Raw genomic sequence first — 23315 nt, forward strand, 5'->3', positions numbered from 1 at the left:
CTCACAAGCACCCACACGAATTGCTTGATTCAACTTGTTAAAGAGCAGTTGGTTGCGACCGTGTCGCTAACCGAGGCGCGCATTCTACGCTGTCCTCACATCCTGTCAAGCGTTGATTTGAAATTTTTCGTTTCAACTCAACCACTTGCGCCTGCCTGACCGGTCTAACCAATCTCGGCAGCGGGAGGCGAATCTTACAGCATCCTCAGACGCTGTCAACCCCCTCCGTTTCATTTCGCTGCCACTCTGAGGTGAGAGCCAAATGGCGAAGAATCCGTGGACCCCTCGCCCGGCTCAGACCTAAGTGCTTGATTTTCAAGCCGCTTCAGCGTCTGCGCCGGAAGTGGGGCGCATTATAGGGGAGTTTCATGACAGGTCAACAGGTTATTTTTAGAAAGGCCAAAATAAGAAAGGGGCTGCTCGCGCAGCCCCTTTCTTATAGCCCCCCGGATGCCGTTAGGCACGGCCGATACGGCGATTGCGCCAGAGAGTGGTGAAGGGTCCGGAAACCGCATAGGCCAGGAAGCCCAGCAGCAGGACGCGCGGCGGATCGGTAAAGACCACGGCGAAGACCAGCACGGCGATCAGGATGACCACGAAGGGGACGCGTCCTTTCAGGCCCAGGGTCTTGAAGCTCCAGTACTTGAAGTTGCTGACCATGAGCATGCCGGCTGCAGCGACCATCAGGGCGACCAGCAGCGACAGCTTGGACCCCTGGATGCCGAAGTCACTGAAGCACCAGACGGTACCGGCCACCAGGGCCGCCGCGGAAGGACTGGCCAGGCCGATGAAGTAGCGCTTGTCCACCGAGCCGATCTGGGTGTTGAAGCGAGCCAGACGCAGGGCGGCGCCGGCTACATAGATGAAGGCGACGGCCCAGCCGACATTACCCAGGCCGCTCAGGGCCCACTGGAAGGCCAGGATCGCCGGTGCGACGCCGAAGGCGACCATGTCGGAGAGCGAGTCGTACTGCTCGCCGAAGGCGCTCTGGGTATTGGTCATGCGGGCTACGCGACCATCCAGGCCATCGAGCACCATGGCGATGAAGATGGCGGCGGCGGCGGCCGAGAAGCCGGCGGAGGCAATGTCGTATTGCCCCTGGATGAAGGCGGTCTGAGCCGCGACACCCTTGATGATCGAATAGAGGCCGGCAAAGAGTGCCGCGGTGGTGAAGAGGTTGGGCAGCAGGTACACGCCACGGCGTCTGATCTTGCGCCCCTGGGCGTCCTGCGTCTCCTCGATGTGTTCATCCACGGGGATGAGGCCGTCGGTGGCTGTGTTGGACGGGGTTTCTTCGGGACGCTCGCTCATGGATTTTCCTTGGGCATTACCTGACGGATTGGACTGACCGCTTGAGGATAGGGTTCAGCCTAACCTCCCATGCTAAGGCATTGCCGGGGTCGTGGGCAGTGCAATAAAAAACGCGGCCGAGGCCGCGTCCTTTACCGCTCGTTACAGGGCTGGCGCCCTGCCCGATCAGTTCTTGGTCTTGTCGACGATCTTGTTCGACGCGATCCAGGGCATCATCGCCCGCAGCTTCTCGCCGACCTGCTCGATCGGGTGAGCCGCGTTGTTGCGACGATAGGCGGTCATGGAAGCATAGTTGGACGCGCCCTCGGCCACGAACATCTTGGCGTATTCGCCGTTCTGGATGCGCTTGAGCGCATTCTTCATGGCCGCGCGCGACTCGGCGTTGATGACCTCGGGGCCGGTCACGTACTCGCCGTACTCGGCGTTGTTGGAGATCGAGTAGTTCATGTTGGCGATGCCGCCTTCGTACATGAGGTCGACGATCAGCTTGAGTTCGTGCAGGCATTCGAAGTAGGCCATTTCCGGCGCGTAGCCGGCTTCGACCAGGGTTTCGAAACCGGCCTTGACCAGCTCGACCGCACCACCGCACAGCACGGCCTGCTCGCCGAACAGGTCGGTTTCGGTCTCGTCCTTGAAGGTGGTTTCGATGATGCCGGTACGGCCGCCGCCGACGCCGCAGGCGTAGGACAGGGCAACGTTCTTGGCATTGCCGGAAGCGTCCTGGTGGACGGCGACCAGATCAGGGATGCCGCCGCCCTTGACGAACTCGGAGCGCACGGTGTGACCCGGGGCCTTGGGGGCGATCATGATGACGTCCAGGTCAGCGCGGGGCACGACCTGGTTGTAGTGGATGGCGAAACCGTGGGCGAAGGCCAGGGTGGCGCCCTGCTTCAGGTTCGGCTCGATCTCGTCCTTGTACAGCTTGGACTGGAATTCGTCGGGGGTCAGGATCATGACCACGTCGGCGGAGGCGACGGCGTCCTTGACCGGCTTGACGGTCAGGCCATGGGCCTCGGCCTTGGCCACGGTGGCCGAGCCACTGCGCAGACCGACGACGACGTCAACGCCGGAGTCCTTCAGGTTGCAGGCGTGGGCGTGGCCCTGGGAGCCGTAGCCGATGATGGCGACCTTCTTGCCCTGGATGATGGAAAGGTCACAGTCTTTGTCGTAGTAAACGCGCATTGCAGGTTCTCCTGGAAAAGGGGGTATCAGATGCTCAGGGCTTTGTCGCCACGGGAAATTCCGGTCACGCCGCTACGCACCACCTCGAGGATGGACGCGGCGCCGATCGCCTGGATGAAGCTGTCGATCTTCTCGCTGGTGCCCGCCAGCTGAATGGTATACACGCTGCTGCCGACATCGACGATCTGGCCGCGAAAGATATCGGTGGTGCGCTTGACCTCGGCGCGCTGGGCGCCGGTGGCCTTGACCTTGATCAGCAGGAGTTCGCGCTCGATGTGGGCGCTCTCGGACAGGTTGACCAGTTTCACCACCTCGATGAGCTTGTTGAGGTTCTTGGTGATCTGCTCGACCGTCTCTTCCTGGCCGATGGTGGTCAGGGTCAGGCGCGACAGGGTCGGGTCTTCGGTCGCAGCGACCGTGAGGCTTTCGATGTTGTAGTTGCGCTGGGAAAACAGGCCGACCACGCGGGACAGGGCGCCGGGCTCGTTTTCCAGCAGCAGGGAGATGATGTGTCTCATGTTCAGGTCCGCTCCGTCTTGCTCAGCCACATGTCGCGCATCGCGCCATCCTTGATCTGCATCGGATAGACGTGTTCGGTGTTGTCCACGGCGATGTCGAGGAAGACCAGGCGATTCTTCATGGCGAAGGCCTCGGCCATCATCGGCTTGAGGTCTTCCAGACGCTCGATGCGCATGCCGACGTGGCCATAGGCCTCGGCCAGCTTGACGAAGTCCGGCAGGGATTCCATGTAGGAGTGGGAGTAGCGGCTGCTGTACTGCATGTCCTGCCACTGGCGGACCATGCCCAGGGCACCGTTGTTGAGGCAGACGATCTTTACCGGCAGGTCGTACTGCATGCAGGTGGAGAGCTCCTGGATGTTCATCTGCACGCTGCCTTCACCGGTGACGCAGGCGACGTCGGCGTCCGGGAAGTTAAGCTTGACGCCCATGGCCGCCGGGAAGCCGAAGCCCATGGTGCCGAGGCCGCCGGAGTTGATCCAGCGATTGGGCTTGTCGTAGCGGTAGTACTGGGCAGCGAACATCTGGTGCTGACCCACGTCGGAGGTGATGTAGGCATCGCCCGCGGTGACGTCGTACAGGGTCTCGATGACGGTCTGCGGCTTGATGATGCTGCCGTCGCCCTTGTCGTAGGGGAACATCTCGCGACCGCCGCGCCATTCCTCGATCTGCTTCCACCAGGCGGCCTGGTTTTCGGCACGGGGCTTCTCGCTCAGCTCGCGGACCACGGCGACCATCTCGGCAAGGACGCTGTCGACCGGACCGACGATGGGCACGTCGGCCTTGATGGTCTTGGAGATCGAAGCCGGATCGATGTCGACGTGAATGATCTTGGCGTTCGGGCAGAAGCGCGTGGCACCGTTGATGACGCGGTCATCGAAGCGCGCACCCACGGCGAGGATGACGTCGCTGTGGTGCATGGCCAGGTTGGCCTGGTAGCTGCCGTGCATGCCGAGCATGCCGAGGAACTGGCGATCGCTGCCTGGGTAGGCGCCCAGACCCATCAGGGTATTGGTGACCGGCAGGTTGAGCAGACGCGCCAGCTCGGTGAGGGTCGCGGAGGCACCACCGAGGATGACGCCGCCACCGGCATAGAGGATGGGACGCTTGGCCGCCACCAACATCTCGACGGCCTTGCGGATCTGCCCGGAATGACCGCGCTGCGCCGGATTGTAGGAGCGCAGCTTGATCTTCTTCGGATAGACGTATTCGTATTTCTTGGTCGGATCGCCCATGTCCTTGGGGATGTCGACCACCACCGGACCGGGACGCCCGGACTCGGCGAGGTAGAAGGCCTTCTTGAGGACTTCGGGGATCTCGGAGGGGTGTTTGATGATGAAGCTGTGCTTCACGATCGGCCGGGAGATGCCGACCATGTCGGTTTCCTGGAAGGCGTCGGTGCCCACCATGTTGCTCGGCACCTGGCCGGACAGGACCACCATGGGGATGGAGTCCATGTAGGCGGTGGCGATGCCGGTGATGGCATTGGTCGCGCCGGGGCCGGAGGTCACCAGGACCACGCCGGCCTTGCCGGTGGCGCGGGCATAGCCGTCGGCCATGTGGGTGGCGGCCTGCTCGTGACGAACCAGGATGTGGTTGAGCGCCGGTTCCTTGAACAGGGCGTCGTAGATGTGCAGCAGGGCACCGCCCGGGTACCCGTAGATGTGTTTCACGCCCTCGTCGCGCAAGAAGCGGACGACCATCTCAGCGCCAGTTAATAGCTCCACGTATCACCTCATTCCACGCATGGCGAGCGCCCATCGGTGGACGCTCAAGGTTCGGTTGACTGCAAGGCAGAGCATGGGCGACGGTGGTCACCGACGATTCAGCTGCCTAGAAAGCCTTGTTGGAAGATTCCGATGAATGCTGGAGCTTCCACCCGACGCGAGGTAACGCGGTGCAGGGTATTTGACTGTGGCGGCGCGGGTAGGCACCTCATGGTCTGCCGAGCAGTCAGCTTTGGGCCGACTCGCTACAGCGAACTTTGGATTGTTCGCATTCGACCCGTGCAAGTCAAGCCGAAAGGTGCAACCGGGCGCAATCGGTCGTCGGCGATCAGTCGTGATGAAAAGGTCGACGTCTCCTCTTATAGTGAAGTCCTGTCCTCTCCCCTTCCAGGATTCCCATGCGCTCGATCTTCTGGCTTTCCGCCCTGGCTTTCGCCTGCAGCCTGTCCGCCCAGGCCGCGCAGGTCTACAAGTGGACCGATGACAAGGGTGTCACCCACTTCAGTGCCCAGCCGCCCGAGGGCCAGAAGGCCAACGAGGTGGACGTGAAGACAGCGCCGCAGATCAATGGCAGTGGCACTGCGCCCACCTACAAGATGCCCAACGGTGCCCAGCAGCCATCGGTGTCCAACGACGCCCAGCAGCAGGAACTGGATCGCCGGGTGAAGGCGCAGGTGCGCGAGGAGCAGAACAAGCTCAAGGAGCAGTGCGATCAGGCGCGCCAGAATCTGGCGCAGCTGCGCAACAATCCGCGCATCCTGGTGCAGTCCGGGCGGGGCGATACGCGGCGACTGAGCGAAGAGGAACGTCAGCAGCGACTGGCCGAGACTCAACTGTCCATCGAGCAGAACTGCGGCAAGTAGCTCAGGCGCTTTCGATGATGCGGTCGAATTCGGCCAGGGACGCGAGCAGCGGCAGGACCGGATCGAGATTGCCCTGGTAGACCATCTCGGCCATCGGCCGGATGCCCGAGCGCGCCGGCAGGACCGCATCGCTCTCGATGATCAGCTTCATCCGCGGCACGAAGATCCACTGCAGCCACTGGGCGAAGCTCAGGGTGTCGACGCAGAAGGGCTCCTGGCTGGCCAGGGCCTCGGCGCTGGGCGCCTGCGCCGACCACCAGCCGAGCAGGCGTAATTCACGCTCGATCTGCAGCAGCTGATCGGCCAGGGCGGGCAGGCGCTCGTCCATCAGGTACCCACCTGCGCCTTCTGCCGGGCCAGGGCGGCGCCGGAGGCATCACCTTGGGCCTCGCGGGCCTGGGCGATCAGTTGCCAGAGACTGGCCTGCAGGGCCGGACGGCCATTGGCGTAGGTCAGGGCGCGCCGGGCCAGTTGCTCGCCCTGGGCCGGATCGTTCTGCGCCAGGCGCACCTGGGCCAGGCGATAGAGCACCTGGGGCTCGCGCGGGGCGATGCGCTGGGCGCGTTCCAGGCTCGAGGAGGCACCGTTGAGATCGCCGCCGCTCTGCTGTTGCTGGGCGGTGGTCAACAGGGCCAGCACCGGACCGTCGAGTTGTTCGTCGGCAGCCAGGCCGCCACCACTGGAATTGCTGGTGGAGGGAATGCCGGTCGGCGCCGTACTGGCGGCCGCGGAGCCGCTCGGGGTGGCGGGCGGATAGACCGGCTGCGAGTAGCTCGGCTGCACCGGCGCCTGGGCGGGCGGCGCGCTGGGACTGGACGAGGTGATCAGCGGCGCCGAGGCCGCCGGTGCGGCATAGGTTTCCAGCGGCGCGGAGCTACCGCCTGGCACCATGACGGTCACCCCGGAATCGGCCGGCGCGCTGGGCGCGGCGGCCACGGGGGCCTGACGTTGCGCCGGCAGGGGCCGGTTGTTGCCCTGGCGATAGAGTTCGCCGTTGGACACCGGACCGCCGGAATCGACCACGGGGATGGCGCCACGCTGCGGCGCGGCGCAACCGGCGAGGAGAACACCGGCGATCATCACCGGCCAGACTGCTTTCGTCACCTTGGGACCTCTCAATTCAACCAACCCTTGACCCAATCCATGACCGGATTGCCGCCGTTGCCGTTGCCGCCGGCGGCGGGTGCGGCCGGCGCACCACAGGAGGCGCCCGGTGGCGGCTCACTGCCGCGAATATAAGGCATCTGCACGGCGTTGGGACACGAGGGATCCGTACCGCGCCCGGTGGTGGCATCGACCCAGGCCTGGGTGATGTTGTCCGGCACCGGCATGTCCAGGGAGACCGGATCGGCGCGACGCATGAAGTTGCTCCAGACCTGCAGGGCGCCGGTGGCACCGGTCAGCGGTGTCTTGCCGTTGTCGTCGCGACCCAGCCAGACCACCGCCAGCAGATCCTGGCTGAAGCCGGAGAACCAGCTGTCGCGGGAATCGTTGGTGGTGCCGGTCTTGCCCGCCAGGTTCACGCTGGTGGGGATCTGGTTGTAGACCGAGCGCCCGGTGCCCTCGCGCATGACGCGCTGCATGGCGTACTGCACCAGGTAGATGGCGCCGGTATCGAAGCGCTGCTCGATCTGGAAAGGATAGCGCTTGAGCGGCTCGCCATTGGCGTCGAGCACGCTGCGGATGCTGCGCAGCGGCGTGTTGAAGCCACCGTTGGCCAGCGTCTGGTACATGGTCGCCACTTCCATGGGCGTCAGGGCGCCGGCGCCGAGCAGGGTCGCCGGATAGGGCGGCAGGGCGCGACTTACACCCAGGCGCGCGACGGTCTTGAGCACCTCGGGGACCCCGAGATCCAGGCCCAGGCGCGCGGTGGACAGGTTGTAGGAATGCGCCAGCCCCTGATAGAGGAAGATGGTGCCGTGCGCCTTGTGCTCGTAGTTCTGCGGCCGCCAGACCTGGCCATCGGCGCCCTTCACCGAGAAGGGCTCGTCCTGGATCAGGGTGGTCAGGGTGTACTTGCTGGGGCGCTCCAGGGCGGTGAGATAGACCGCCGGCTTGATCAGCGAGCCGACCTGGCGCACCGCATCGAGGGCGCGGTTGTAGCCGGCGAAGCGCGGATCGCGGCCGCCCAGCAGCGCCTGGACCTCACCGGTTTCCGGATTGGTCACCACCATGGCCGACTCGACGTTTTCCGCACCCTTGCGGCCGTCGATGCGCTTCATGGTCTCGCCCATTGCGGCTTCGGCCTTGGTCTGCAGGATGGGGTCGAAGCTGGTGAAGATGCGCAGCCCTTCTTCGGTGAGGTCTTCGTCGCGGTAGTCCTGCTTGAGCTGGCGCTTGACCAGGTCGACGAAGGCCGGGAAGGAACTGTTGGTCAGGCTGCCGGCCTTGGTGATGCCCAGCGGCCGAGCCTTGGCCGCTTCGGCCTCGGTGGCGCTGACCACGCCCTGCTCGGCCATGAGGTCGAGCACCAGGTTGCGGCGGGTCATGGCGCGCTCGGGGTAACGGCGCGGGTTGTAGTAGGACGGGCCCTTCACCAGACCGACCAGCAGGGCGACCTGATGCAGTTTCAGCTCGCTGAAGGGCTGGCCGAAGAGGTACTGGGCGGCCAGACCGAAGCCGTGGATGGCGCGCGAGCCGTCCTGACCGAGGAACACCTCGTTGAGGTAGGCCTCGAGGATCTCCTGCTTGCTGTAGTGCAGCTCCAGCAGCAGCGCCATCAGGGCTTCGGTGCCCTTGCGGGTGATGCTGCGCTCGTTGGTGAGGTAGAAGTTCTTGACCAGCTGCTGGGTCAGGGTACTGCCGCCCTGGCGCACCTGGCCGCTGGTGGCGTTGACCCAGACCGCCCGGGCGATGGACTTCGGCGAGACGCCGTGGTGATGCCAGAACTCGCGGTCCTCGACGGCCACCAGGCCATCGACCAGGTGCGGCGGCGCCTGGTCGAGCTTGATGAGGATGCGATCCTCGTTATGTGCCGGATAGATGCCACCGATCATCAGCGGCTCCAGGCGGGCCACGGCGAGATTGCTGCCATCCAGGGCGCTGACGCCGGAGACGGTGCCGCCGGCGAAGCGCACGCGGATCGCCCGGGCCGGCTCGACGCCTTCGTAGAACTGGAAGCCACGGGTGTTCAGCTCGACCGTGGAGGCGCCCACGGAGACGCTGCCGGGGCCGTCCACGGTCTTCTCGCGGCGATAGCCGAGGGCATCGAGTTCGGTGAGGAAGTCGTCACGGCTGAGCTTGACGCCATTGAACAATTCCAGCGGCCGGGCATAGACCTTGGCCGGAATGGTCCAGCGCTTGCCGGAGAATTTTTCCTGGACCACGGCATCCAGATAGATGCATACGCCAGCCAGGGCTACCAGCGCGACCAGACCAAGCTTGACTGCCCAGCCGGACAGACGGCGCCAGTCAAAGGTCTTGCGCTTGCGGGAACGAGAGGATCGGGGTCGCTTCATGGCGGCGCATTATACGCACTTGCCCGGTGGCCGACAGCGGCCTGCCAGCGCTTCGTCAGCTGGGGTTCAAGGACGCCCCTTCCCGGTGTCGCGGCTTGCGTGGACCGCCCTGGCAGCGATAATGCCGCCATCCACTCCCTACAAGGACCGCCCGTGAGCCAGCTCCTGATTTCCGCCCTGCAGAACCCGGCGCTCTATCCCCATCCCACCTCGGCGTTCCGGGTCATCGAAACCCATATTTCCTGGGTCGTGCTGACCGGCGAGGTCGCCTACAAGATCAAGAAGCCGGTGAATTTCGGTTTCCTCGACTTCACCGACCTGGAGGCACGCGGCCACTTCTGCCGCGAGGAGCTGCGCCTCAATCAGCGCCTGACCCGCGATCTCTACCAGGACGTGGTGGCCATCACCGGCAGCGAAAGCGCTCCCGAGCTGGGCGGCAGCGGTCCGGTGATCGAATACGCCCTGCGCATGCGCGAATTCCCCCAGAGCCAGCTGCTCAGCGAGGTGCAGCAGCGCGGCGAGCTGACCGAGGCGCACATCGACGCCCTGGCCGCACAGATCGCGCGCTTCCACCTGGCCGCACCCCAGGTAGGGACCGAGCATCCGCTGTGCACCCCGGACGCCGCCATGGCGCCGGTGCGGCAGAATTTCGAGCAGATCCGCGCCATGCTCGGCGAAGCGGCCGATCTCCAGCAGCTCGACCAGCTGGAAGCCTGGGCCGAGGCCAGCTACGCGCGCCTGCTGCCGCTGTTCGAGGCCCGCTGCCGTGATGGCTTCATCCGCGAATGCCATGGCGACATCCACCTGGCCAACGCCACCCTGCTCGACGGCGAGGTGGTGCTGTTCGACTGCATCGAATTCAACGAGCCCTTCCGCCTGACCGACACCATGGGCGATGCCGGCTTCCTGGCCATGGACCTGGAAGACCGCGGCCTCAAGGCCCTGAGCAACAGATTCGTCAACGCCTACTTCGAGGCCACCGGCGACTACAGCGGCCTCGCCCTGCTCGACTTCTACAAGGCCTATCGCGCCATGGTGCGCGCCAAGATCGCCCTGTTCCGCCTGGGCCAGGCCGAAGAGCCGGCGCTGCGGGCCGAGATCCTTGCCAGTTATCGCAGCTACACGGCCCTGGCCGAGGGCTATACCCAGGTGCCCCAGCCCTTCGCGGCGGTGATGCACGGGGTGTCGGGGATCGGCAAGAGCACCGTGGCCCTGGCCCTGGTCGAGGCGCTGGGCGCCATTCGCCTGAGATCCGATGTCGAGCGCCAGCGCCTCTATGCCGACAGCGACGAGGCCACCCGTTACAGCGCCGCAGCCGGCGAAGCCACCTATGCGCGTCTGCACGAGATCGGCGCCCAGGTGCTGGCGGCCGGTTATCCGCTGGTGCTCGACGCCACCTACCTCAAGCAGGCCCAGCGCGCCGCGGCCCAGGCACTGGCCGAAGCCCAGGCCGCGCCCCTGCTGATCATCGACTGCCAGGCGGACGACGAACTCATCGCCCGCTGGCTGCAGGAGCGCCAGGCCGAGGGGACCGATCCTTCCGAAGCCACCCTCGCAGTGGTAGCCGCACAGCGCCAGGCCCAGGATCCGCTCGAACCCGCCGAGCAGGATCGGGCGCTGGTGGTGGAGCTGGGTCGCGCCGGACAGCTGGAGGCCCTGCCGGCTCGCCTGCTGCGCCGCCTGGGTCGCGCCTCGGCCTGACCACGACCTCCTGGGGGGCAGAACAAGCGTTCCGTCACAGCTCGTGGAGTTGTGGATTTACGGTCGCCGACGAGCGGCTTATCGTGCGACCCACGTCACAACCTCTGCGTAACAAGAAGGAATTGGCACCATGTACCTCATCGGCGATCAGCCTCCCTATGTCGATCAGTTGCGTCAGGCGCTGCAGGCCATTCCGGCGCGACTGGTCAGTGGTGTGGCGCCGAGTCGGCAGCCCCTGCAGCTGAGTCCCGCCGCCCTGCTGCAGGACTGGATGCGCAATGACGAGGTCTATCTGATCCAGCGCGGTCCGTTGCGGGTGGTCCTGGATCAGCGGGCGCTGTTCCAGCTCGGCGAGGGCGACCTGATCGGCCTGGGGCGCACCCTGGATCTGCCGACCCTCAACTACGAGAGCGAGGCCGACGTGCGGGTGCTGCCCTACGACCGCGAGACCTTTCTCGCGGCGGCCACCGCCACCCCGGCCCAGCGCGATGCCCTGCTGAGGTACATGCTGGGCCAGCAATCGCTGCTGGCCCAGGCGCTGATCCGGCTCAAGCCGCCGGTCACCCAGCCGGCCACCGGCTTTCGTCGCTATGCCGCCGGCGAGGTCATCATCCGCCAGGGCGATTCCGCCGAGCATGTCTTCGTCATCACCGAAGGCCATGCCGAGGCTTGGGTGGATGGCTGCAAGGTCGGCGAGGTCTGCCAGGACGAGATCGTCGGCGCCCTGGCGGTGTTCACCCATACGCCGCGTACCGCCAGCGTCATCGCCAAGACCGTCTGCACCGTGCTGGTGATCCCCCAGGATCAGTTCGTCTCCCTGATGGAGACCACCCCGCGCATCGCCCACAGCCTGATCGAGAACATGGCGCGCCATATCGACACCCTGAACAAGGAGGTCACCCGCCTGCGAGGTGCCCCGGAGCGACCTTCCAGCAGTAATTAAGAAATATTCTCGAATACGCTTGACGATGGAATGAGAATTGTTATTATTCAAATCAGCCGGTCGCGAGATCGGTCGATAACTGAAGGTCCAGCAGTTGGTCTTTCGGGTTATCTCCTCATCAGGCTAATCACGGTTTTGGACCCGGCTCTGCCGGGTCTTTTTTTGTCTGGAATCCGGCGCTAGCGCCTATCCAGCACGGCGGGCACGGCATCGGCCGGCCGCTCCTCCCCCAGGCCGTAGGCCAGCTGCAGGTGCTGGGCAGCCCGCGCGGCGCTCTGGGCGTCGCCGGCATGGATCACCCCCAGGGGCCGGTGTTCGTCGACCCACTCGCCGGGCAATGCCAGATCAGCCAAGCCTACGGCGGGATCCACCTCATCCTCCGGACGTTGCCGTCCGCCACCCAGTTCGACCACCAGCAGCCCGAGGGCGCGGGTATCCACCTGCCGCACCCAGCCCGGGCGGGCCGGATGGACGGCGCGCACCACCGGAGCCCGGGGCAGATGCTGCCAGGGCCGCTCGGTCAGGTCGGAGGGGCCGCCCAGGGCCAGGTTCATCGCCGCGAAACGCGCCAGGGCAGCGCCGCTCTGCCAGGCCTCCAGCACCAGACGCTCGGCGGCGGCGGCATCCCTGGCCAGTCCGGCCAGTTGCAGCGTTTCCTCGGCCAGCGCCTGGATCACCTGCCAGAGGCGCTCGCTGCGTACCTCGCCCGCCAGCAGGGCGATGGCCTCCTCCACTTCCAGGGCGTTGCCGGCGCTGCGCGCCAGGGGCTGGCCCATGTCGGTGACCAGGGCGCGGGTCCGGACCCCGGCGGCTTCGGCGACCTCGACGATGCTGTCGGCCAGGTGCAGAGCCGCGTCGCGCTCGGCCATGAAGGCGCCGCCGCCGGTCTTGACGTCCATGACCAGCACGTCCAGGCCGGCGGCCAATTTCTTGGCCAGGATGGAGGCGGTGATCAGGTCCACCGATTCCACCGTGGCGGTGACATCGCGGATGGCATAGAGGCGGCGATCGGCCGGGGCCAGATCGGCGTCCGGACCGACGATGGCGCACCCCACCTCGGCCACCACTTGGCGAAAGCGCGCCAGGCCAGGCCGGATGCGATAGCCGGGGATGCTCTCCAGCTTGTCCAGGGTGCCGCCGGTATGGCCCAGGCCGCGCCCGGAGATCATCGGCACATGGCAGCCACAGGCGGCGAGCAGCGGCGCCAGCACCAGGCTGGTGAGATCTCCCACGCCGCCGGTGGAATGCTTGTCCACCACCGGCCCGGGCAGGTCCCAGCGCAGCACCTGGCCGCTGTCGCGCATGGCCAGGGTCAGGGCGGTACGCTCCGCAGCGGTCATGCCGCGCAGCAGGGTGGCCATGGCGAAGGCGGCGATCTGGCCCTCGCTGAGGCTGTCGTCGACGATGCCGCGGACCAGTCGCTGGAGATCCGCAGCCGTGAGTTCCAGGCCATCGCGCTTCTGGCGGATCACCTCCTGGGCAAGCCACATGGGCGGACTCCTTAGAAGTCGTCGAAGGCGCCAGGCAGCAGCTCGGCCAGGGTCCAGGTGCGGGTACGGCCGGGCTCGCTGCCGCTGCAGACGATGGTCGCGTCGGGCGCCATCAGCTCCAGCAGCACCTGGCGACAGGCGCCGCAGGGACTGATCAGGGGAACGCCCGGCGCATGGATGGCCATGGCGGTGAAGCTGCGCGGCGGCAGGCCCCGGCTGATGGCGGCGAACAGGGCGCTGCGCTCGGCGCAGTTGGTCAGGCCGTAGGAGATGTTTTCCACGTTGCAGCCATGGATGACCTCGCCCTCGGCGGTCAGCAGGGCGGCGCCCACGGGAAATTCCGAATGCGGACAGTAGGCGCGCTCGGCCGCAGCGACCGCTTGCGGAAGCAGTGCGGCCAGGTGCGCAGGCAGGTTGGTGCTCATGACAGTCTCCAGATCAGAATTGATAACCCACCCCCGCATAGTAGCCCCAGCCGTTGGAGCGGCCCTCGAAATCACCCTCGCCGAAGTTCAGCTCGGTGCCGTCGCGCCAGTTGCCGCCGTTGTGGAAATGCCGCGCAGCGAACATGAAGCGCAGGTGGGTGAAGGCATAGAGCAGCACGTTGGTGGACACGGTGGCATTGGCCGTACGACCCGGCTCGTCGCCCAGCTTGGAGCCGAAATCGAAGTTGGTGAAGCCGACATAGGTCAGGGAGGCGCCGTTGTCGAACTTGGCCAGCGGCCAGATGTACTTGAGCTGAGCCCGATAGCCGTCCCAGGAATTCTCGTTGGCGGCGCCGTAGTTTTCCCACTGACGGCGGCCGTACAGGTTGGCGGACAGCAGCACCGGGGTATGGGTCTCGATGTCGGTACCGAAGCCGGCGTAGAGGGTGTTCTGCCGACTGGCCCGGCTGCTGCCATGGTCGTAGATCCAGTCGAAGGCCAGGTACCACTCCTTGAACGGCCCGAAGGCCAGCGAGCGACCACTGAGCTGATCGATGGAAATCCGCGGTTCGTGCTCCATGAACAGGGGCGAGCCGCGGTCCCAGACGCCGGAGTCATGGCTGTTGCCGATGCCCAGCACCCTGGGTACGTCGATGTAGCCATAGAGTTCGAAGGGCCCCTTGCGACCGAAATACTCGTACTCCAGATAGACGTCGTCCACGGGCTGCGGGCCGAAGCTGATGTCCTTGCTGCCGATCAGGGTCAGATCCTGGTTGTACCAGGACGACAGATAGGGCGAGCGATTGTCCGTCTGTTGCGCGGCGGGACTGGCGGTCTCGCCCTGGGCGCTGTCGGTGGCGACGGCGGGAGCGGCCAGCAGCTGGGCGCTGCAGCAGAACAGGAGCGGTAGCGCGCCGAAGCGCACGCGACGGAGGCGGGAAAACGTCATGAGGAGGGTTCCTGAGCGAAAGCCTTGAGAAGCCGCGGACAACCCGTGGCGGCGAAGCAGGCGCACGCCACGGTCATCCGCTGTTACGTTTCGGCGCACCCAGGCCAGCGGTGCACCATAAAGTGGACCGACTGGTCCAATCGGCATCGACCTAGAGGCCGATGAAGAAGCCGGCCAGGGCCGCGCTCATCAGGTTGGCCAGGGTGCCGCCGAGCATGGCGCGCAGGCCCAGCTGAGCCAGTTCGTGACGCCGCTGGGGGGCGATGCCGCCCAGGCCGCCGAGCTGGATGGCGATGGAAGAGAGATTGGCGAAGCCGCAGAGGGCGAAGGTGACGATGACCTGGGTGTGCGCCGAGAGCGGCTGGACGCCCGCCGCCGCCGACTTGACCGGATCCAGGTAGGTCGAGAGGTCGGCATAGGCGACGAATTCGTTGAGCACCAGCTTCTGGCCGATGAAGCCACCGGCTTGCACCGCCTCGTTCCAGGGCACGCCGATGAGAAAGGCCACCGGCGCCAGCAGATAGCCCAGCACCAGCTGCATGCTCAGTTGCGGCACGCCGAACCAGGCGCCGCACCAGCCGAGGATGCCGTTGAGCAGGGCGATCAGGGCGATGAAGGCCAGCAGCATGGCACCGACCGCCAGGGCGATGCGCAGGCCGACCTGGGCGCCTTCGGCAGCTGCGTCTATGACGTTGGCCGGGCGCTCCTCCCCTTCGCCCAGGGTCTTCATGGCCTGGTCGCGCGGCTGTTCGGTCTCCGGCTCCATCAGCTTGGCCATCAGCAGTCCGCCCGGGGCGGCCATGAAGCTGGCGGCGATCAGATACTTGAGTTCCACACCCATGCCGGCGTAGCCCAGCAGCACCGAACCGGCCACCGCGGCGAAACCGCCAACCATGATGGCGAACAGCTCCGAGCGGGTGAGATCGGCGATGAAGGGCCGCACCACCAGCGGCATTTCCGACTGGCCGAGAAACAGGGTCGCGGTGACCGTGGTGGATTCCACCCGACTGGTGCCGAGCAGGGCGTGCAGCGCTCCGCCCACCAGGCGGATGATCCAGCCCATGATGCCCAGGTAGTAGAGCACCGCGATCAGGCTGCCGAAGAAGACGATCAGGGGCAGCACCCGCACGGCGAAGACGAAGCCACCGTTACCGAAGTACTCGAACATCTTGGGTCCGGCGAGACCGCCAAAGAGGAACTCGATGCCCTTGTCGGCATAGAGCTGCAGCGAAGAGACGGCGCCGGAGACGCTGCCGAGCACCTGCTGGCCCCAGGGAATGTAGAGGACGAACAGGCCGAGCCCCGCCTGCAACAGAAAGGCCGCGAGCACGGTACGCACGCGAATGGCGCGCCGCTGGCGGGAAAAGAGGATGGCGATGGCCACCAGCAACAGCATGCCCAACACAGAGATCATCAAGGGACTCCTGACAGGATCGCCCGATAGCGGCGATCGATGGGCGATATCCGTAAGCAAGGCGCCTGCCAGATCCTGTCTGGGCGATCAGCTTTTTGTGACTGCCTAGTCAGCGAGGCGCAGCGGTCGGTCCAGTTGCAGACCCACGGGCGAGAGCCGTGCCCCATAAGCCAGCACCTGCACGCCATGACGCCGGGCTTCGCCCAGGGCCAGGGCATAGGCGGCATCGATTTCCGCGGCCGGACGCACTGCCTCGATGCCGTGGAGCAATACGCAATAGAGCAGCACGGCCCGCTCGCCAGCCGCGGCCAGGGCCGCCAGCTCGCGCAGATGGCGGGCCCCACGGGTGGTCACGGCGTCGGGAAAGGCCGCGATCGCGGTGTCGGCAAAGCCCAGGGTGACGCTCTTGACCTCCAGGTACAGCGGCCCCGCGGGATACTCCAGGCGGAAATCGGCGCGACTGTTCTCCAGCCCGTAGGCCACCTCCCGGCGCAGGGCAGTGAAGCCGGCCAGCTCGGGAATGGCACCGGCCAGCAAGGCCTCCTCCACCAGGCGATTGGCACGGGCGGTATTGATGCAGGCCAGGCGCCCGTGATCCGTCTCGACCAGCTCCCAGGTGCCGGGCAGCTTGCGCTTGGGACCACTGGCGCGGCTGAACCAGACGCGGGCGCCCGCCGGCTGGCAGTGGAGCATGGAGCCGGTATTGGGGCAGTGCAGGGTCAGCACCTCGCCGCTGGCGGTCTCGATGTCGGCGAGAAATCGCTTGTAGCGGCGCAGCAGGCGACCCTCTTCCAGGGGCGGCTCGAATCTCACCGGGCGCTCCAGCGCTGCAGGCCCTGGGCGATGCGGGCGACGGCTTCTTCCAGGCGCGGCAGCGACTGGGTGTAGGCGAAGCGCACATGGGTGTCGGCGCGGTGGCGACCAAAGTCCAGGCCGGGGGTGATGGCGACGTGCTCGGTCTCCAGCAGGAACTGGCAGAAGGCATAGGCGTCGCCGCCAAAGGCGGTGATGTCGGCATAGAGATAGAAGGCGCCCTGGGGCTCGACGGCGATCTCAAAGCCCAGGTTGCGCAACGCCGGCAGCAGGTAGTCGCGGCGGCGGGCGAATTCGGCGCGACGCTCCTCGAAGATGGCCATGGCCTCCGGGGTGAAACAGGCCAGGGCGGCCTGCTGGGCCACGGTGGAGGCGCTGATGTAGAGATTCTGCGCCAGCTTTTCCAGCTCCGGCACCGCGGCGCGCGGCGCCACCAGCCAGCCGAGGCGCCAGCCGGTCATGCCGAAATACTTGGAGAAGCTGTTGAGCACGAAGGCCGAGTCGTCCACCTCCAGCACGCTGGGGGCGTCCAGGCCGTAGGTCAGGCCGTGGTAGATCTCGTCCACCACCAGGTGACCACCACGGGCCTTGAGGGCGGCCGACAGCCCGGCGAGTTCGTCGCGATCCAGCAGGGTGCCGGTCGGATTGGCCGGCGAGGCCACCAGGGCGCCGACGCTGTCCGCTTGCCAGTGCCGCTCGACCAATTCGGGGGTGAGCTGGTAGCGGGTCTCGGCGCCGACCGGAATCAGCTGGGCCGCGCCTTCCACCAGGCGCAGGAAGTGTCTATTGCAGGGATAGCCGGGATCGGCCAGCAGCCAGTGACGCCCGGGATCCACCAGCAGGGCGCTGGCCAGCAGCAGGGCACCCGAGCCGCCGGGGGTGATCAGCACCCGCTCCGGATCCAGGTCGACGCCGTAGCGCTCGCCATAGAAGGCGGCGATGGCGCGGCGCAATTCCGGCAGGCCGCGGGCCGCGGTGTAGCGGGTCTGACCGGCCGCCAGCGCGGCCTGGCCAGCGGCGACCACCGGGGCGGCGGTGGTGAAATCGGGCTCGCCGATCTCCAGGTGGATGACGTCGTGCCCGGCGGCCTGGAGCTGGTTGGCGCGCTCCAGCAGGGCCATCACATGGAAGGGCTCGATGGCCTGGCTGCGCGCGCTGTAGGAATTGGACATGGAGGGGGTCCGAACTTGTGGCGAAGGCGGGATTCTAACCAAGGCTTCGCAGACCGGCATCCGCCGCGTCGGCAAGGAGCGGGAGGCCAGTAGTAGCGCCCCCTGGAAGCTTCTGGTAAGTTCGCCGGCTTGCATCCGCAGGGCGACTGGCCAGTCGAGAACATATTCAGCCTGGCGTCGGCATTGCGCGGGACGCCATCGGCAGCCACAGACCCCGGGCGTTCCAACATGGAGAGGCCTGGAAACGCATCCAGCCTGTGGACAGGATCAGCGAAAGTGAGAGGGTCAATCATGCCCAGCGAAGCAAATCAGCAGAACAATCATCTGGCCCGTGGCTACGAACCCTACCAGCCTGCCAAGGGCGAGGAATACATGAGTGAGCGCATGCGCGCCCACTTCACCGGCATTCTGAACAAGTGGAAGCAGGAACTGCGCGAAGAAGTCGATCGCACCGTGCACCACATGAAGGAAGAAGCGGCCAACTTCGCCGACCCGGCCGACCGCGCGACCCAGGAAGAGGAATTCAGCCTGGAACTGCGTGCCCGCGACCGCGAGCGCAAGCTGATCAAGAAGATCGACGAGACGCTGCAGCTGATCGAAGACAACGAATACGGCTGGTGCGACTCCTGCGGTGTGGAAATCGGTATCCGTCGCCTGGAAGCCCGTCCGACCGCCAGCCTGTGCATCGACTGCAAGACCCTGGCCGAGATCCGCGAGAAGCAGACCGGGACCTGAGTCCTGCTGCCTCACCGACGAGGGCGCTACGGCGCCCTTTGTTCTTTCCAGACTTCGGTTTTTCCGGCATTCACAGGATGAGCTATGTCCAGGCGCCCCTATGTCGGCCGTTTCGCCCCCACGCCCAGCGGCTATCTGCACTTCGGCTCGCTGGTCGCCGCCCTCGCCTCCTACCTGGATGCCCGCGCCGCGGGCGGGCGGTGGCTGGTGCGCATGGAAGACCTGGACCCCCCGCGCGAGGTCCCCGGCGCCCAGGCGGCCATCCTCACCACTCTGGAGGCCTACGGCTTCGAATGGGACGGCCCGGTGCTGCGCCAGAGCGAGCGCCTGGACGCCTATCGCGCGGTCATCGCGCAGTGGCTGGCCAGCGGCCTAGCCTATGCCTGCGACTGCTCGCGCAAGCAGCTCGAAGGCAGTGGCGGGCTCTACCCCGGATACTGCCGCAATCGCGGCCTGCCGGCGACGGACGCCGCCATCCGCATCCGCGTCCCTGAACTGGACTACCGCTTCGTCGACCGGGTGCAAGGCGAATTCCGCCAGCACCTGGGGCGCGAGGTGGGCGACTTCGTCATCCAGCGCCGCGACGGCCTGATCGCCTACCAGTTGGCGGTGGTGATGGACGACGCCCTGCAGGGCATGACCGACGTGGTGCGGGGCGCCGACCTGCTGGACTCGACGCCGCGCCAGCTCTATCTGCAGGAATTGCTCGGCCATCCGGCGCCGCGCTATCTGCACGTGCCGCTGCTGATCCAGCCCGATGGCCACAAGCTGGGCAAGAGCTACCGCTCGCCGCCGCTACCGCCCGAGCAGGCCGGCGCCCTGCTGGTGCGCGCCCTGCGCACCCTGGGCCAGCCGACGCAGGCGGAACTGGCCCGGGAAACCCCGGCCAGGGTGCTGGCCTGGGGCGTCGCCCACTGGGATGCCGCGCTGATCCCGCGGGTGCCGCACCTGGCCGAAGCCCGGTTGCCGGACTAGTAGTTGGGCCAGAGGCCGGGCGTGACCAGCTCCAGCAGATGTCCGTCCGGATCGCGGAAATACAGGCTGATCGCGCCACGCGGCCAGCGGGTGCGTTCTTCGATGGCGACCCCGGCAGCCACCAGGTGTGCGGCCCAGGCTTCCAGTTCATCCGCCGCGACGGCCAGGGCCAGGTGCTGACAGCCCTGGGCGCCATGGGGCGGAATGCAGCCGCCCGGCAGCCTGACGGGTCGTTCGGTAGTGCCCCGCTGGAACAGCAACAGGACGCTGGCCCCCACCGCATAGGCGGCCAGACGCTCGTCGGCGAACATCGGCGTGAGCCCCAGCAGCTCTTCATAGAAGCGCCGGGCCCGGGGCAGATCGGCGACATAGAGCGCGGTTTCCAGCACGGCGGCGAGACGGGGCCTGGTCATCGGCGAACTCCGGCGGGGAAAGAAGCCTTCACGGTAGAAGCGTCCCTCTCCGGGGTACAGCGCTTTTGCATTACCATGGCGCCATCGCCGCTCGGGAACCGCGCATGTACATCTACCGGCTGGTCCTGCTCCTCGTGGTAGGCATCTATCTGTTCTCCCCCGCCATCATGGATTGGTGGATCGCTCCCAGCGGCGCCTGGTATCGCCCCTACCTGCTGTGGCTCATCCTCATCGTGGTGACCTTTATCCTGCAGAGCCAGCGCGATGCCGACGAGCTTTAGTCTGTCCCAACTGGTGCTGATCAGCGCCGGTTATCTGCTGATCTTCTTTGGCGTCGCCTGGATGACCGAGAAGGGCTGGGTGCCGCGCCGGCTGGTGCGCCATCCGCTGATCTACACCCTGTCGCTGGGCGTCTACGCCAGCGCCTGGGCCTTCTACGGCACAGTGGGCCTGGCCTATGACTACGGCTACGGCTTTCTCGCCTACTACCTGGGCCTGTGCGGCGCCTTTCTGCTGGCGCCGGTACTGCTCTATCCCATCCTGCGCCTAACCCGCGCCTACCAGCTGGCGTCCCTGGCCGATCTCTTCGCCTTCCGCTTCCGCAGCACCTGGGCCGGCGCCCTCACCAGCCTGGGCATGCTGATCGCCGTGCTGCCGCTGCTGGCGCTGCAGATCCAGGCGGTGGCCACCAGCACCGGCATCCTGGTGCAGGCCCGCGCCCAGGACGCCCCGGCGCTGGGCTTCTGCCTGCTGATCACCCTGTTCGCCATGCTCTTCGGCGCGCGCCAGATCAATTCCAAGGAACGCCACGAGGGCCTGGTGGTGGCCATCGCCTTCGAATCCCTGGTCAAGCTGCTGGCCCTGGGCATCGTCGGTGGCGTCACCCTCTATACCGTGTTCGGCGGCCCCAACGGCCTGGAGACCTGGCTGCAGCAAAACCAGAGCGCCCTCTCCACCCTGCACACCCCGCTGCAGGAAGGTCCCTGGCGGATCCTGCTGCTGGTGTTCTTTGCCGCGGCCATCGTCACCCCACACATGTACCACATGGCCTTTACCGAGAATCTCAGCCCCCAGGCATTGGTCAGCGCCAGCTGGGGCCTGCCGCTGTTCCTGCTGCTGATCAGCCTGGCGGTGCCGCCGATTCTCTGGGGTGGCCTGGCGCTGGGTTCGCCGACGCCGCCGGAGTACTTCACCCTGGGCGTGGGCCTGGCGCTGGACAACCCGCTGCTGGCGCTGGTGGCCTTCGTCGGCGGGCTGTCGGCGGCCAGCGGCCTGATCATCGTGGTGACCATGGCGCTGTCGGGCATGCTGCTCAACCACATCGTGCTGCCGCTCTACCAGCCGCCCACCGACGGCAACATCTATCGCTGGCTGCGCATGACCCGGCGCATGCTGATCGCCGCCATCATCCTGGGCAGCTATGGCTTCTATCGCCTGCTGCAGGGCCATGGCGATCTCTCCAGCCTGGGCATCGTCTCCTTTGTCGCCACCGTGCAATTCCTGCCCGGCGCGCTGTCGGTACTCTACTGGCAGACGGCCAATCGCAAGGGCTTCATCGCCGGCCTGCTGTGCGGCCTGGGCCTGTGGTTCCTGAGCATGCTCATGCCGCTGGTGGCCGACATCAATCCGCTGCACATCGGCGTCTTCAGCTATCGCATCAGCGCCAGCAACTGGCACCTCGCCGCCGTGGCCTCGCTGACCGTCAACGTGCTGGTATTCGCCCTGGTCTCGCTGTTCACCGAGGCCAGCGAAGAAGAGAAGAGCGCCGCCGAGGCCTGCGCGGTGGACAACGTCCGCCGTCCGCAACGCCGCGAACTGGCGGCCAGCTCGCCCCAGGACTTCGCCGCCCAGCTGGCCAAGCCGCTGGGCGCCAAGACCGCGCAGAAGGAAGTCGAGCGCGCCCTGGCCGATCTGCTGCTGCCCTATGACGAACGGCGCCCCTATGCCCTGCGCCGGTTGCGCGATCGCATCGAGGCCAACCTCTCGGGCCTGATGGGCCCGCGGGTCGCCCAGGACATCGTCGAGACCTTTTTGCCGTTCAAGGCGGAAAGCGAGGCCTATGCCACCGAAGACATCCACTTCATCGAGAATCGCCTGGAAGACTACCAGTCGCGCCTGACGGGCCTGGCCGCCGAGCTGGACGCCCTGCGCCGCTATCACCGCCAGACCCTGCAGGAGTTGCCCATGGGCGTCTGCTCCCTGGCCCGTGACCGCGAGATCCTCATGTGGAACCGCGCCATGGAAGAACTCACCGGCATCGACGGCGCCCGGGTGGTGGGTTCGCGCCTGAGCGCCCTGCCCAATCCCTGGCAGGACCTGTTCGAGCGCTTTCTCGCCGAACCGGCGCAGCAGCACCTCTACAAGCAGCGGCTGCCCCAGGAACACGAGCAGCGCTGGCTCAACCTGCACAAGGCGACCATCGACGAACCCCTGGCGGTGGGCAGCAACGGTACGGTGCTGGTGGTGGAAGACATCAGCGAGACCCAGCTGCTGGAAGACCGCCTGATCCACTCCGAGCGCCTGGCCTCCATCGGCCGGCTGGCCGCGGGCGTCGCCCACGAGATCGGCAACCCAGTTACCGGCATCGCCTGCCTGGCGCAGAATCTGCGCGAGGAGCGCGAGGCGGACGAAGAGATCGACGAGATCAGCAGCCAGATCATCGAGCAGACCCGGCGCATCACCCGCATCGTCCAGTCGCTGATGAGCTTTGCCCATGCCGGCGGTCGCCAGCAGGCCCACGAGCCGGTGTGCGTGGCCGAGGCAGCCCAGGAGGCCATCGCCCTGCTCTCGCTCAACCGCCAGAGCGTGGACGTCGACTTCTTCAATCTCTGCGATCCCGAGCACTTCGTGCAAGGCGACCCCCAGCGCCTGGTCCAAGTAATGATCAACCTGCTGTCCAACGCCCGGGACGCCTCGCCGGCCGGCGCGCCGATCCGGGTGCGCAGCGAGGCCCAGGGCCAGACCGTGACCTTGAGCGTCGAGGACGAGGGCAGCGGCATTCCCAAGGCCATCGTCAGTCGGCTGTTCGAACCGTTCTTTACCACCAAGGATCCGGGCAAGGGGACGGGGCTTGGCTTGGCGCTGGTCTATTCCATCGTAGAAGAGCATTATGGTCAGATAATGATCGATAGTCCTACCGACCCCGTGACCGGCCAGGGCACCCGCATCCGGGTACTGCTGCCGCGCTATCTCGGGTTGCCGGAGGCGCCGTGACGGACCCATCCGC

General features: G+C 66.3%; 21 protein-coding genes. 7 read left to right on the forward strand and 14 right to left on the reverse strand.

The window, feature by feature from the left end:
• Positions 1-456: 456 nt before the first annotated feature.
• From pssA to EC839_RS11610, 4 genes are all read right to left on the reverse strand, one after another.
• A complete protein-coding gene (pssA, locus tag EC839_RS11595) occupies positions 457-1311 on the reverse strand; it encodes a CDP-diacylglycerol--serine O-phosphatidyltransferase (protein ID WP_007159688.1) in 855 nt (284 codons plus the stop codon).
• Between the two features lie 165 nt (positions 1312-1476).
• Positions 1477-2493 (reverse strand): ketol-acid reductoisomerase, encoded by a 1017-nt coding sequence (ilvC, locus tag EC839_RS11600; protein ID WP_007159689.1) that lies wholly within the window; start codon positions 2491-2493, stop codon positions 1477-1479.
• Positions 2494-2519: 26 nt separating this feature from the next.
• Positions 2520-3011 carry an acetolactate synthase small subunit gene (gene ilvN / locus EC839_RS11605; protein ID WP_007159690.1) on the reverse strand — a complete coding sequence of 164 codons (492 nt, stop codon included), beginning with the start codon at positions 3009-3011 and terminating at the stop codon, positions 2520-2522.
• 2 nt (positions 3012-3013) lie between these two features.
• The gene (locus EC839_RS11610) at positions 3014-4738 is read right to left on the reverse strand and encodes an acetolactate synthase 3 large subunit (RefSeq protein ID WP_007159691.1); all 1725 of its coding nucleotides are present in this window, start codon (positions 4736-4738) and stop codon (positions 3014-3016) included.
• A 398-nt stretch (positions 4739-5136) separates the two neighbouring features.
• Between EC839_RS11610 and EC839_RS11615 the strand changes: the two genes are divergently transcribed.
• Positions 5137-5601: a DUF4124 domain-containing protein gene (locus tag EC839_RS11615; RefSeq protein WP_132832557.1), complete on the forward strand. Its 465-nt coding sequence runs from the start codon at positions 5137-5139 to the stop codon at positions 5599-5601.
• Between the two features lies 1 nt (position 5602).
• On the opposite strand, the gene EC839_RS11620 is transcribed toward EC839_RS11615, so the two are convergent.
• Genes EC839_RS11620 through mrcB form a run of 3 tightly spaced genes read right to left on the reverse strand, consistent with a single transcriptional unit; the run spans position 5603 to position 9059 of the window.
• A complete protein-coding gene (locus EC839_RS11620) occupies positions 5603-5929 on the reverse strand; it encodes a YqcC family protein (protein ID WP_007159693.1) in 327 nt (108 codons plus the stop codon).
• The gene (locus EC839_RS11625) at positions 5929-6681 is read right to left on the reverse strand and encodes a M48 family metallopeptidase (protein ID WP_007159694.1); all 753 of its coding nucleotides are present in this window, start codon (positions 6679-6681) and stop codon (positions 5929-5931) included. The genes EC839_RS11620 and EC839_RS11625 overlap by 1 nt, the downstream gene beginning before the upstream one ends.
• A gap of 35 nt (positions 6682-6716) precedes the next feature.
• Entirely contained in the window at positions 6717-9059 is a 2343-nt protein-coding gene (gene mrcB / locus EC839_RS11630; RefSeq protein WP_007159695.1) for a penicillin-binding protein 1B, read from the reverse strand.
• Positions 9060-9212: 153 nt separating this feature from the next.
• On the opposite strand from mrcB, the gene EC839_RS11635 reads away from it, so the two are divergent.
• Both EC839_RS11635 and EC839_RS11640 read left to right on the forward strand, forming a co-directional pair.
• On the forward strand, positions 9213-10760 hold the full coding sequence (locus EC839_RS11635; RefSeq protein WP_007159696.1) for a bifunctional aminoglycoside phosphotransferase/ATP-binding protein: 1548 nt from the start codon (positions 9213-9215) through the stop codon (positions 10758-10760).
• Between the two features lie 130 nt (positions 10761-10890).
• Positions 10891-11703 carry a cyclic nucleotide-binding domain-containing protein gene (locus tag EC839_RS11640; protein ID WP_007159697.1) on the forward strand — a complete coding sequence of 271 codons (813 nt, stop codon included), beginning with the start codon at positions 10891-10893 and terminating at the stop codon, positions 11701-11703.
• A 179-nt stretch (positions 11704-11882) separates the two neighbouring features.
• Here EC839_RS11640 and deoA read toward each other — a convergent pair whose 3' ends face one another.
• The 6 genes from deoA to EC839_RS11670 all read right to left on the reverse strand — a co-directional run bounded on the left by deoA (position 11883) and on the right by EC839_RS11670 (position 17966).
• Positions 11883-13193: a thymidine phosphorylase gene (gene deoA, locus EC839_RS11645; protein WP_007159698.1), complete on the reverse strand. Its 1311-nt coding sequence runs from the start codon at positions 13191-13193 to the stop codon at positions 11883-11885.
• Positions 13194-13204: 11 nt separating this feature from the next.
• The gene (locus EC839_RS11650; RefSeq protein WP_007159699.1) at positions 13205-13618 is read right to left on the reverse strand and encodes a cytidine deaminase; all 414 of its coding nucleotides are present in this window, start codon (positions 13616-13618) and stop codon (positions 13205-13207) included.
• 13 nt (positions 13619-13631) lie between these two features.
• Positions 13632-14567, reverse strand: a complete 936-nt coding sequence (locus EC839_RS11655) for a nucleoside-specific channel-forming protein Tsx (RefSeq protein ID WP_007159700.1) — start codon at positions 14565-14567, stop codon at positions 13632-13634.
• 151 nt (positions 14568-14718) lie between these two features.
• Positions 14719-15981: a NupC/NupG family nucleoside CNT transporter gene (locus tag EC839_RS11660; protein ID WP_007159701.1), complete on the reverse strand. Its 1263-nt coding sequence runs from the start codon at positions 15979-15981 to the stop codon at positions 14719-14721.
• A gap of 105 nt (positions 15982-16086) precedes the next feature.
• Complete coding sequence (sfsA, locus tag EC839_RS11665) at positions 16087-16794, reverse strand: DNA/RNA nuclease SfsA (RefSeq protein WP_007159702.1); 708 nt, start codon at positions 16792-16794, stop codon at positions 16087-16089.
• On the reverse strand, positions 16791-17966 hold the full coding sequence (locus tag EC839_RS11670) for a pyridoxal phosphate-dependent aminotransferase (RefSeq protein ID WP_007159703.1): 1176 nt from the start codon (positions 17964-17966) through the stop codon (positions 16791-16793). The genes sfsA and EC839_RS11670 overlap by 4 nt, the downstream gene beginning before the upstream one ends.
• A 291-nt stretch (positions 17967-18257) precedes the next feature.
• Here EC839_RS11670 and dksA point away from each other — a divergent pair, with 291 nt between their 5' ends.
• Both dksA and gluQRS read left to right on the forward strand, forming a co-directional pair.
• Positions 18258-18701 carry an RNA polymerase-binding protein DksA gene (dksA, locus tag EC839_RS11675; RefSeq protein WP_007159704.1) on the forward strand — a complete coding sequence of 148 codons (444 nt, stop codon included), beginning with the start codon at positions 18258-18260 and terminating at the stop codon, positions 18699-18701.
• 84 nt (positions 18702-18785) lie between these two features.
• Entirely contained in the window at positions 18786-19676 is an 891-nt protein-coding gene (gene gluQRS / locus EC839_RS11680; RefSeq protein WP_007159705.1) for a tRNA glutamyl-Q(34) synthetase GluQRS, read from the forward strand.
• Here gluQRS and EC839_RS11685 read toward each other — a convergent pair.
• Positions 19673-20089 (reverse strand): VOC family protein, encoded by a 417-nt coding sequence (locus EC839_RS11685; RefSeq protein WP_007159706.1) that lies wholly within the window; start codon positions 20087-20089, stop codon positions 19673-19675. The two genes, gluQRS and EC839_RS11685, sit on opposite strands and share 4 nt — an antisense overlap.
• Positions 20090-20193: 104 nt before the next feature.
• Here EC839_RS11685 and EC839_RS11690 point away from each other — a divergent pair, with 104 nt between their 5' ends.
• Positions 20194-20370, forward strand: a complete 177-nt coding sequence (locus EC839_RS11690; protein ID WP_007159707.1) for a hypothetical protein — start codon at positions 20194-20196, stop codon at positions 20368-20370.
• The gene (locus EC839_RS11695) at positions 20354-23302 is read left to right on the forward strand and encodes a sensor histidine kinase (RefSeq protein WP_132832558.1); all 2949 of its coding nucleotides are present in this window, start codon (positions 20354-20356) and stop codon (positions 23300-23302) included. The genes EC839_RS11690 and EC839_RS11695 overlap by 17 nt, the downstream gene beginning before the upstream one ends.
• The last annotated feature ends 13 nt before the right edge of the window (positions 23303-23315 follow it).

Origin of the sequence: Pseudomonas sp. JUb52 (assembly GCF_004341115.1) — a bacterium.
Classification (GTDB): Bacteria; Pseudomonadota; Gammaproteobacteria; order Pseudomonadales; family Pseudomonadaceae; genus Chryseomonas; species Chryseomonas oryzihabitans.

What these genes read in the sequence shown, in the direction of transcription:
- EC839_RS11650 (WP_007159699.1), bottom strand. Translation starts at nt 13,618, where the DNA reads ATGAGCACCAACCTGCCTGCGCACCTGGCCGCACTGCTTCCGCAAGCG.
- EC839_RS11660 (WP_007159701.1), bottom strand. Translation starts at nt 15,981, where the DNA reads ATGATCTCTGTGTTGGGCATGCTGTTGCTGGTGGCCATCGCCATCCTC.
- dksA (WP_007159704.1), top strand. Translation starts at nt 18,258, where the DNA reads ATGCCCAGCGAAGCAAATCAGCAGAACAATCATCTGGCCCGTGGCTAC.
- EC839_RS11640 (WP_007159697.1), top strand. Translation starts at nt 10,891, where the DNA reads ATGTACCTCATCGGCGATCAGCCTCCCTATGTCGATCAGTTGCGTCAG.
- pssA (WP_007159688.1), bottom strand. Translation starts at nt 1,311, where the DNA reads ATGAGCGAGCGTCCCGAAGAAACCCCGTCCAACACAGCCACCGACGGC.
- ilvN (WP_007159690.1), bottom strand. Translation starts at nt 3,011, where the DNA reads ATGAGACACATCATCTCCCTGCTGCTGGAAAACGAGCCCGGCGCCCTG.
- EC839_RS11685 (WP_007159706.1), bottom strand. Translation starts at nt 20,089, where the DNA reads ATGACCAGGCCCCGTCTCGCCGCCGTGCTGGAAACCGCGCTCTATGTC.
- ilvC (WP_007159689.1), bottom strand. Translation starts at nt 2,493, where the DNA reads ATGCGCGTTTACTACGACAAAGACTGTGACCTTTCCATCATCCAGGGC.
- EC839_RS11695 (WP_132832558.1), top strand. Translation starts at nt 20,354, where the DNA reads ATGCCGACGAGCTTTAGTCTGTCCCAACTGGTGCTGATCAGCGCCGGT.
- EC839_RS11670 (WP_007159703.1), bottom strand. Translation starts at nt 17,966, where the DNA reads ATGTCCAATTCCTACAGCGCGCGCAGCCAGGCCATCGAGCCCTTCCAT.
- mrcB (WP_007159695.1), bottom strand. Translation starts at nt 9,059, where the DNA reads ATGAAGCGACCCCGATCCTCTCGTTCCCGCAAGCGCAAGACCTTTGAC.
- EC839_RS11625 (WP_007159694.1), bottom strand. Translation starts at nt 6,681, where the DNA reads ATGATCGCCGGTGTTCTCCTCGCCGGTTGCGCCGCGCCGCAGCGTGGC.
- EC839_RS11615 (WP_132832557.1), top strand. Translation starts at nt 5,137, where the DNA reads ATGCGCTCGATCTTCTGGCTTTCCGCCCTGGCTTTCGCCTGCAGCCTG.
- EC839_RS11690 (WP_007159707.1), top strand. Translation starts at nt 20,194, where the DNA reads ATGTACATCTACCGGCTGGTCCTGCTCCTCGTGGTAGGCATCTATCTG.
- gluQRS (WP_007159705.1), top strand. Translation starts at nt 18,786, where the DNA reads ATGTCCAGGCGCCCCTATGTCGGCCGTTTCGCCCCCACGCCCAGCGGC.
- EC839_RS11655 (WP_007159700.1), bottom strand. Translation starts at nt 14,567, where the DNA reads ATGACGTTTTCCCGCCTCCGTCGCGTGCGCTTCGGCGCGCTACCGCTC.
- EC839_RS11620 (WP_007159693.1), bottom strand. Translation starts at nt 5,929, where the DNA reads ATGGACGAGCGCCTGCCCGCCCTGGCCGATCAGCTGCTGCAGATCGAG.
- deoA (WP_007159698.1), bottom strand. Translation starts at nt 13,193, where the DNA reads ATGTGGCTTGCCCAGGAGGTGATCCGCCAGAAGCGCGATGGCCTGGAA.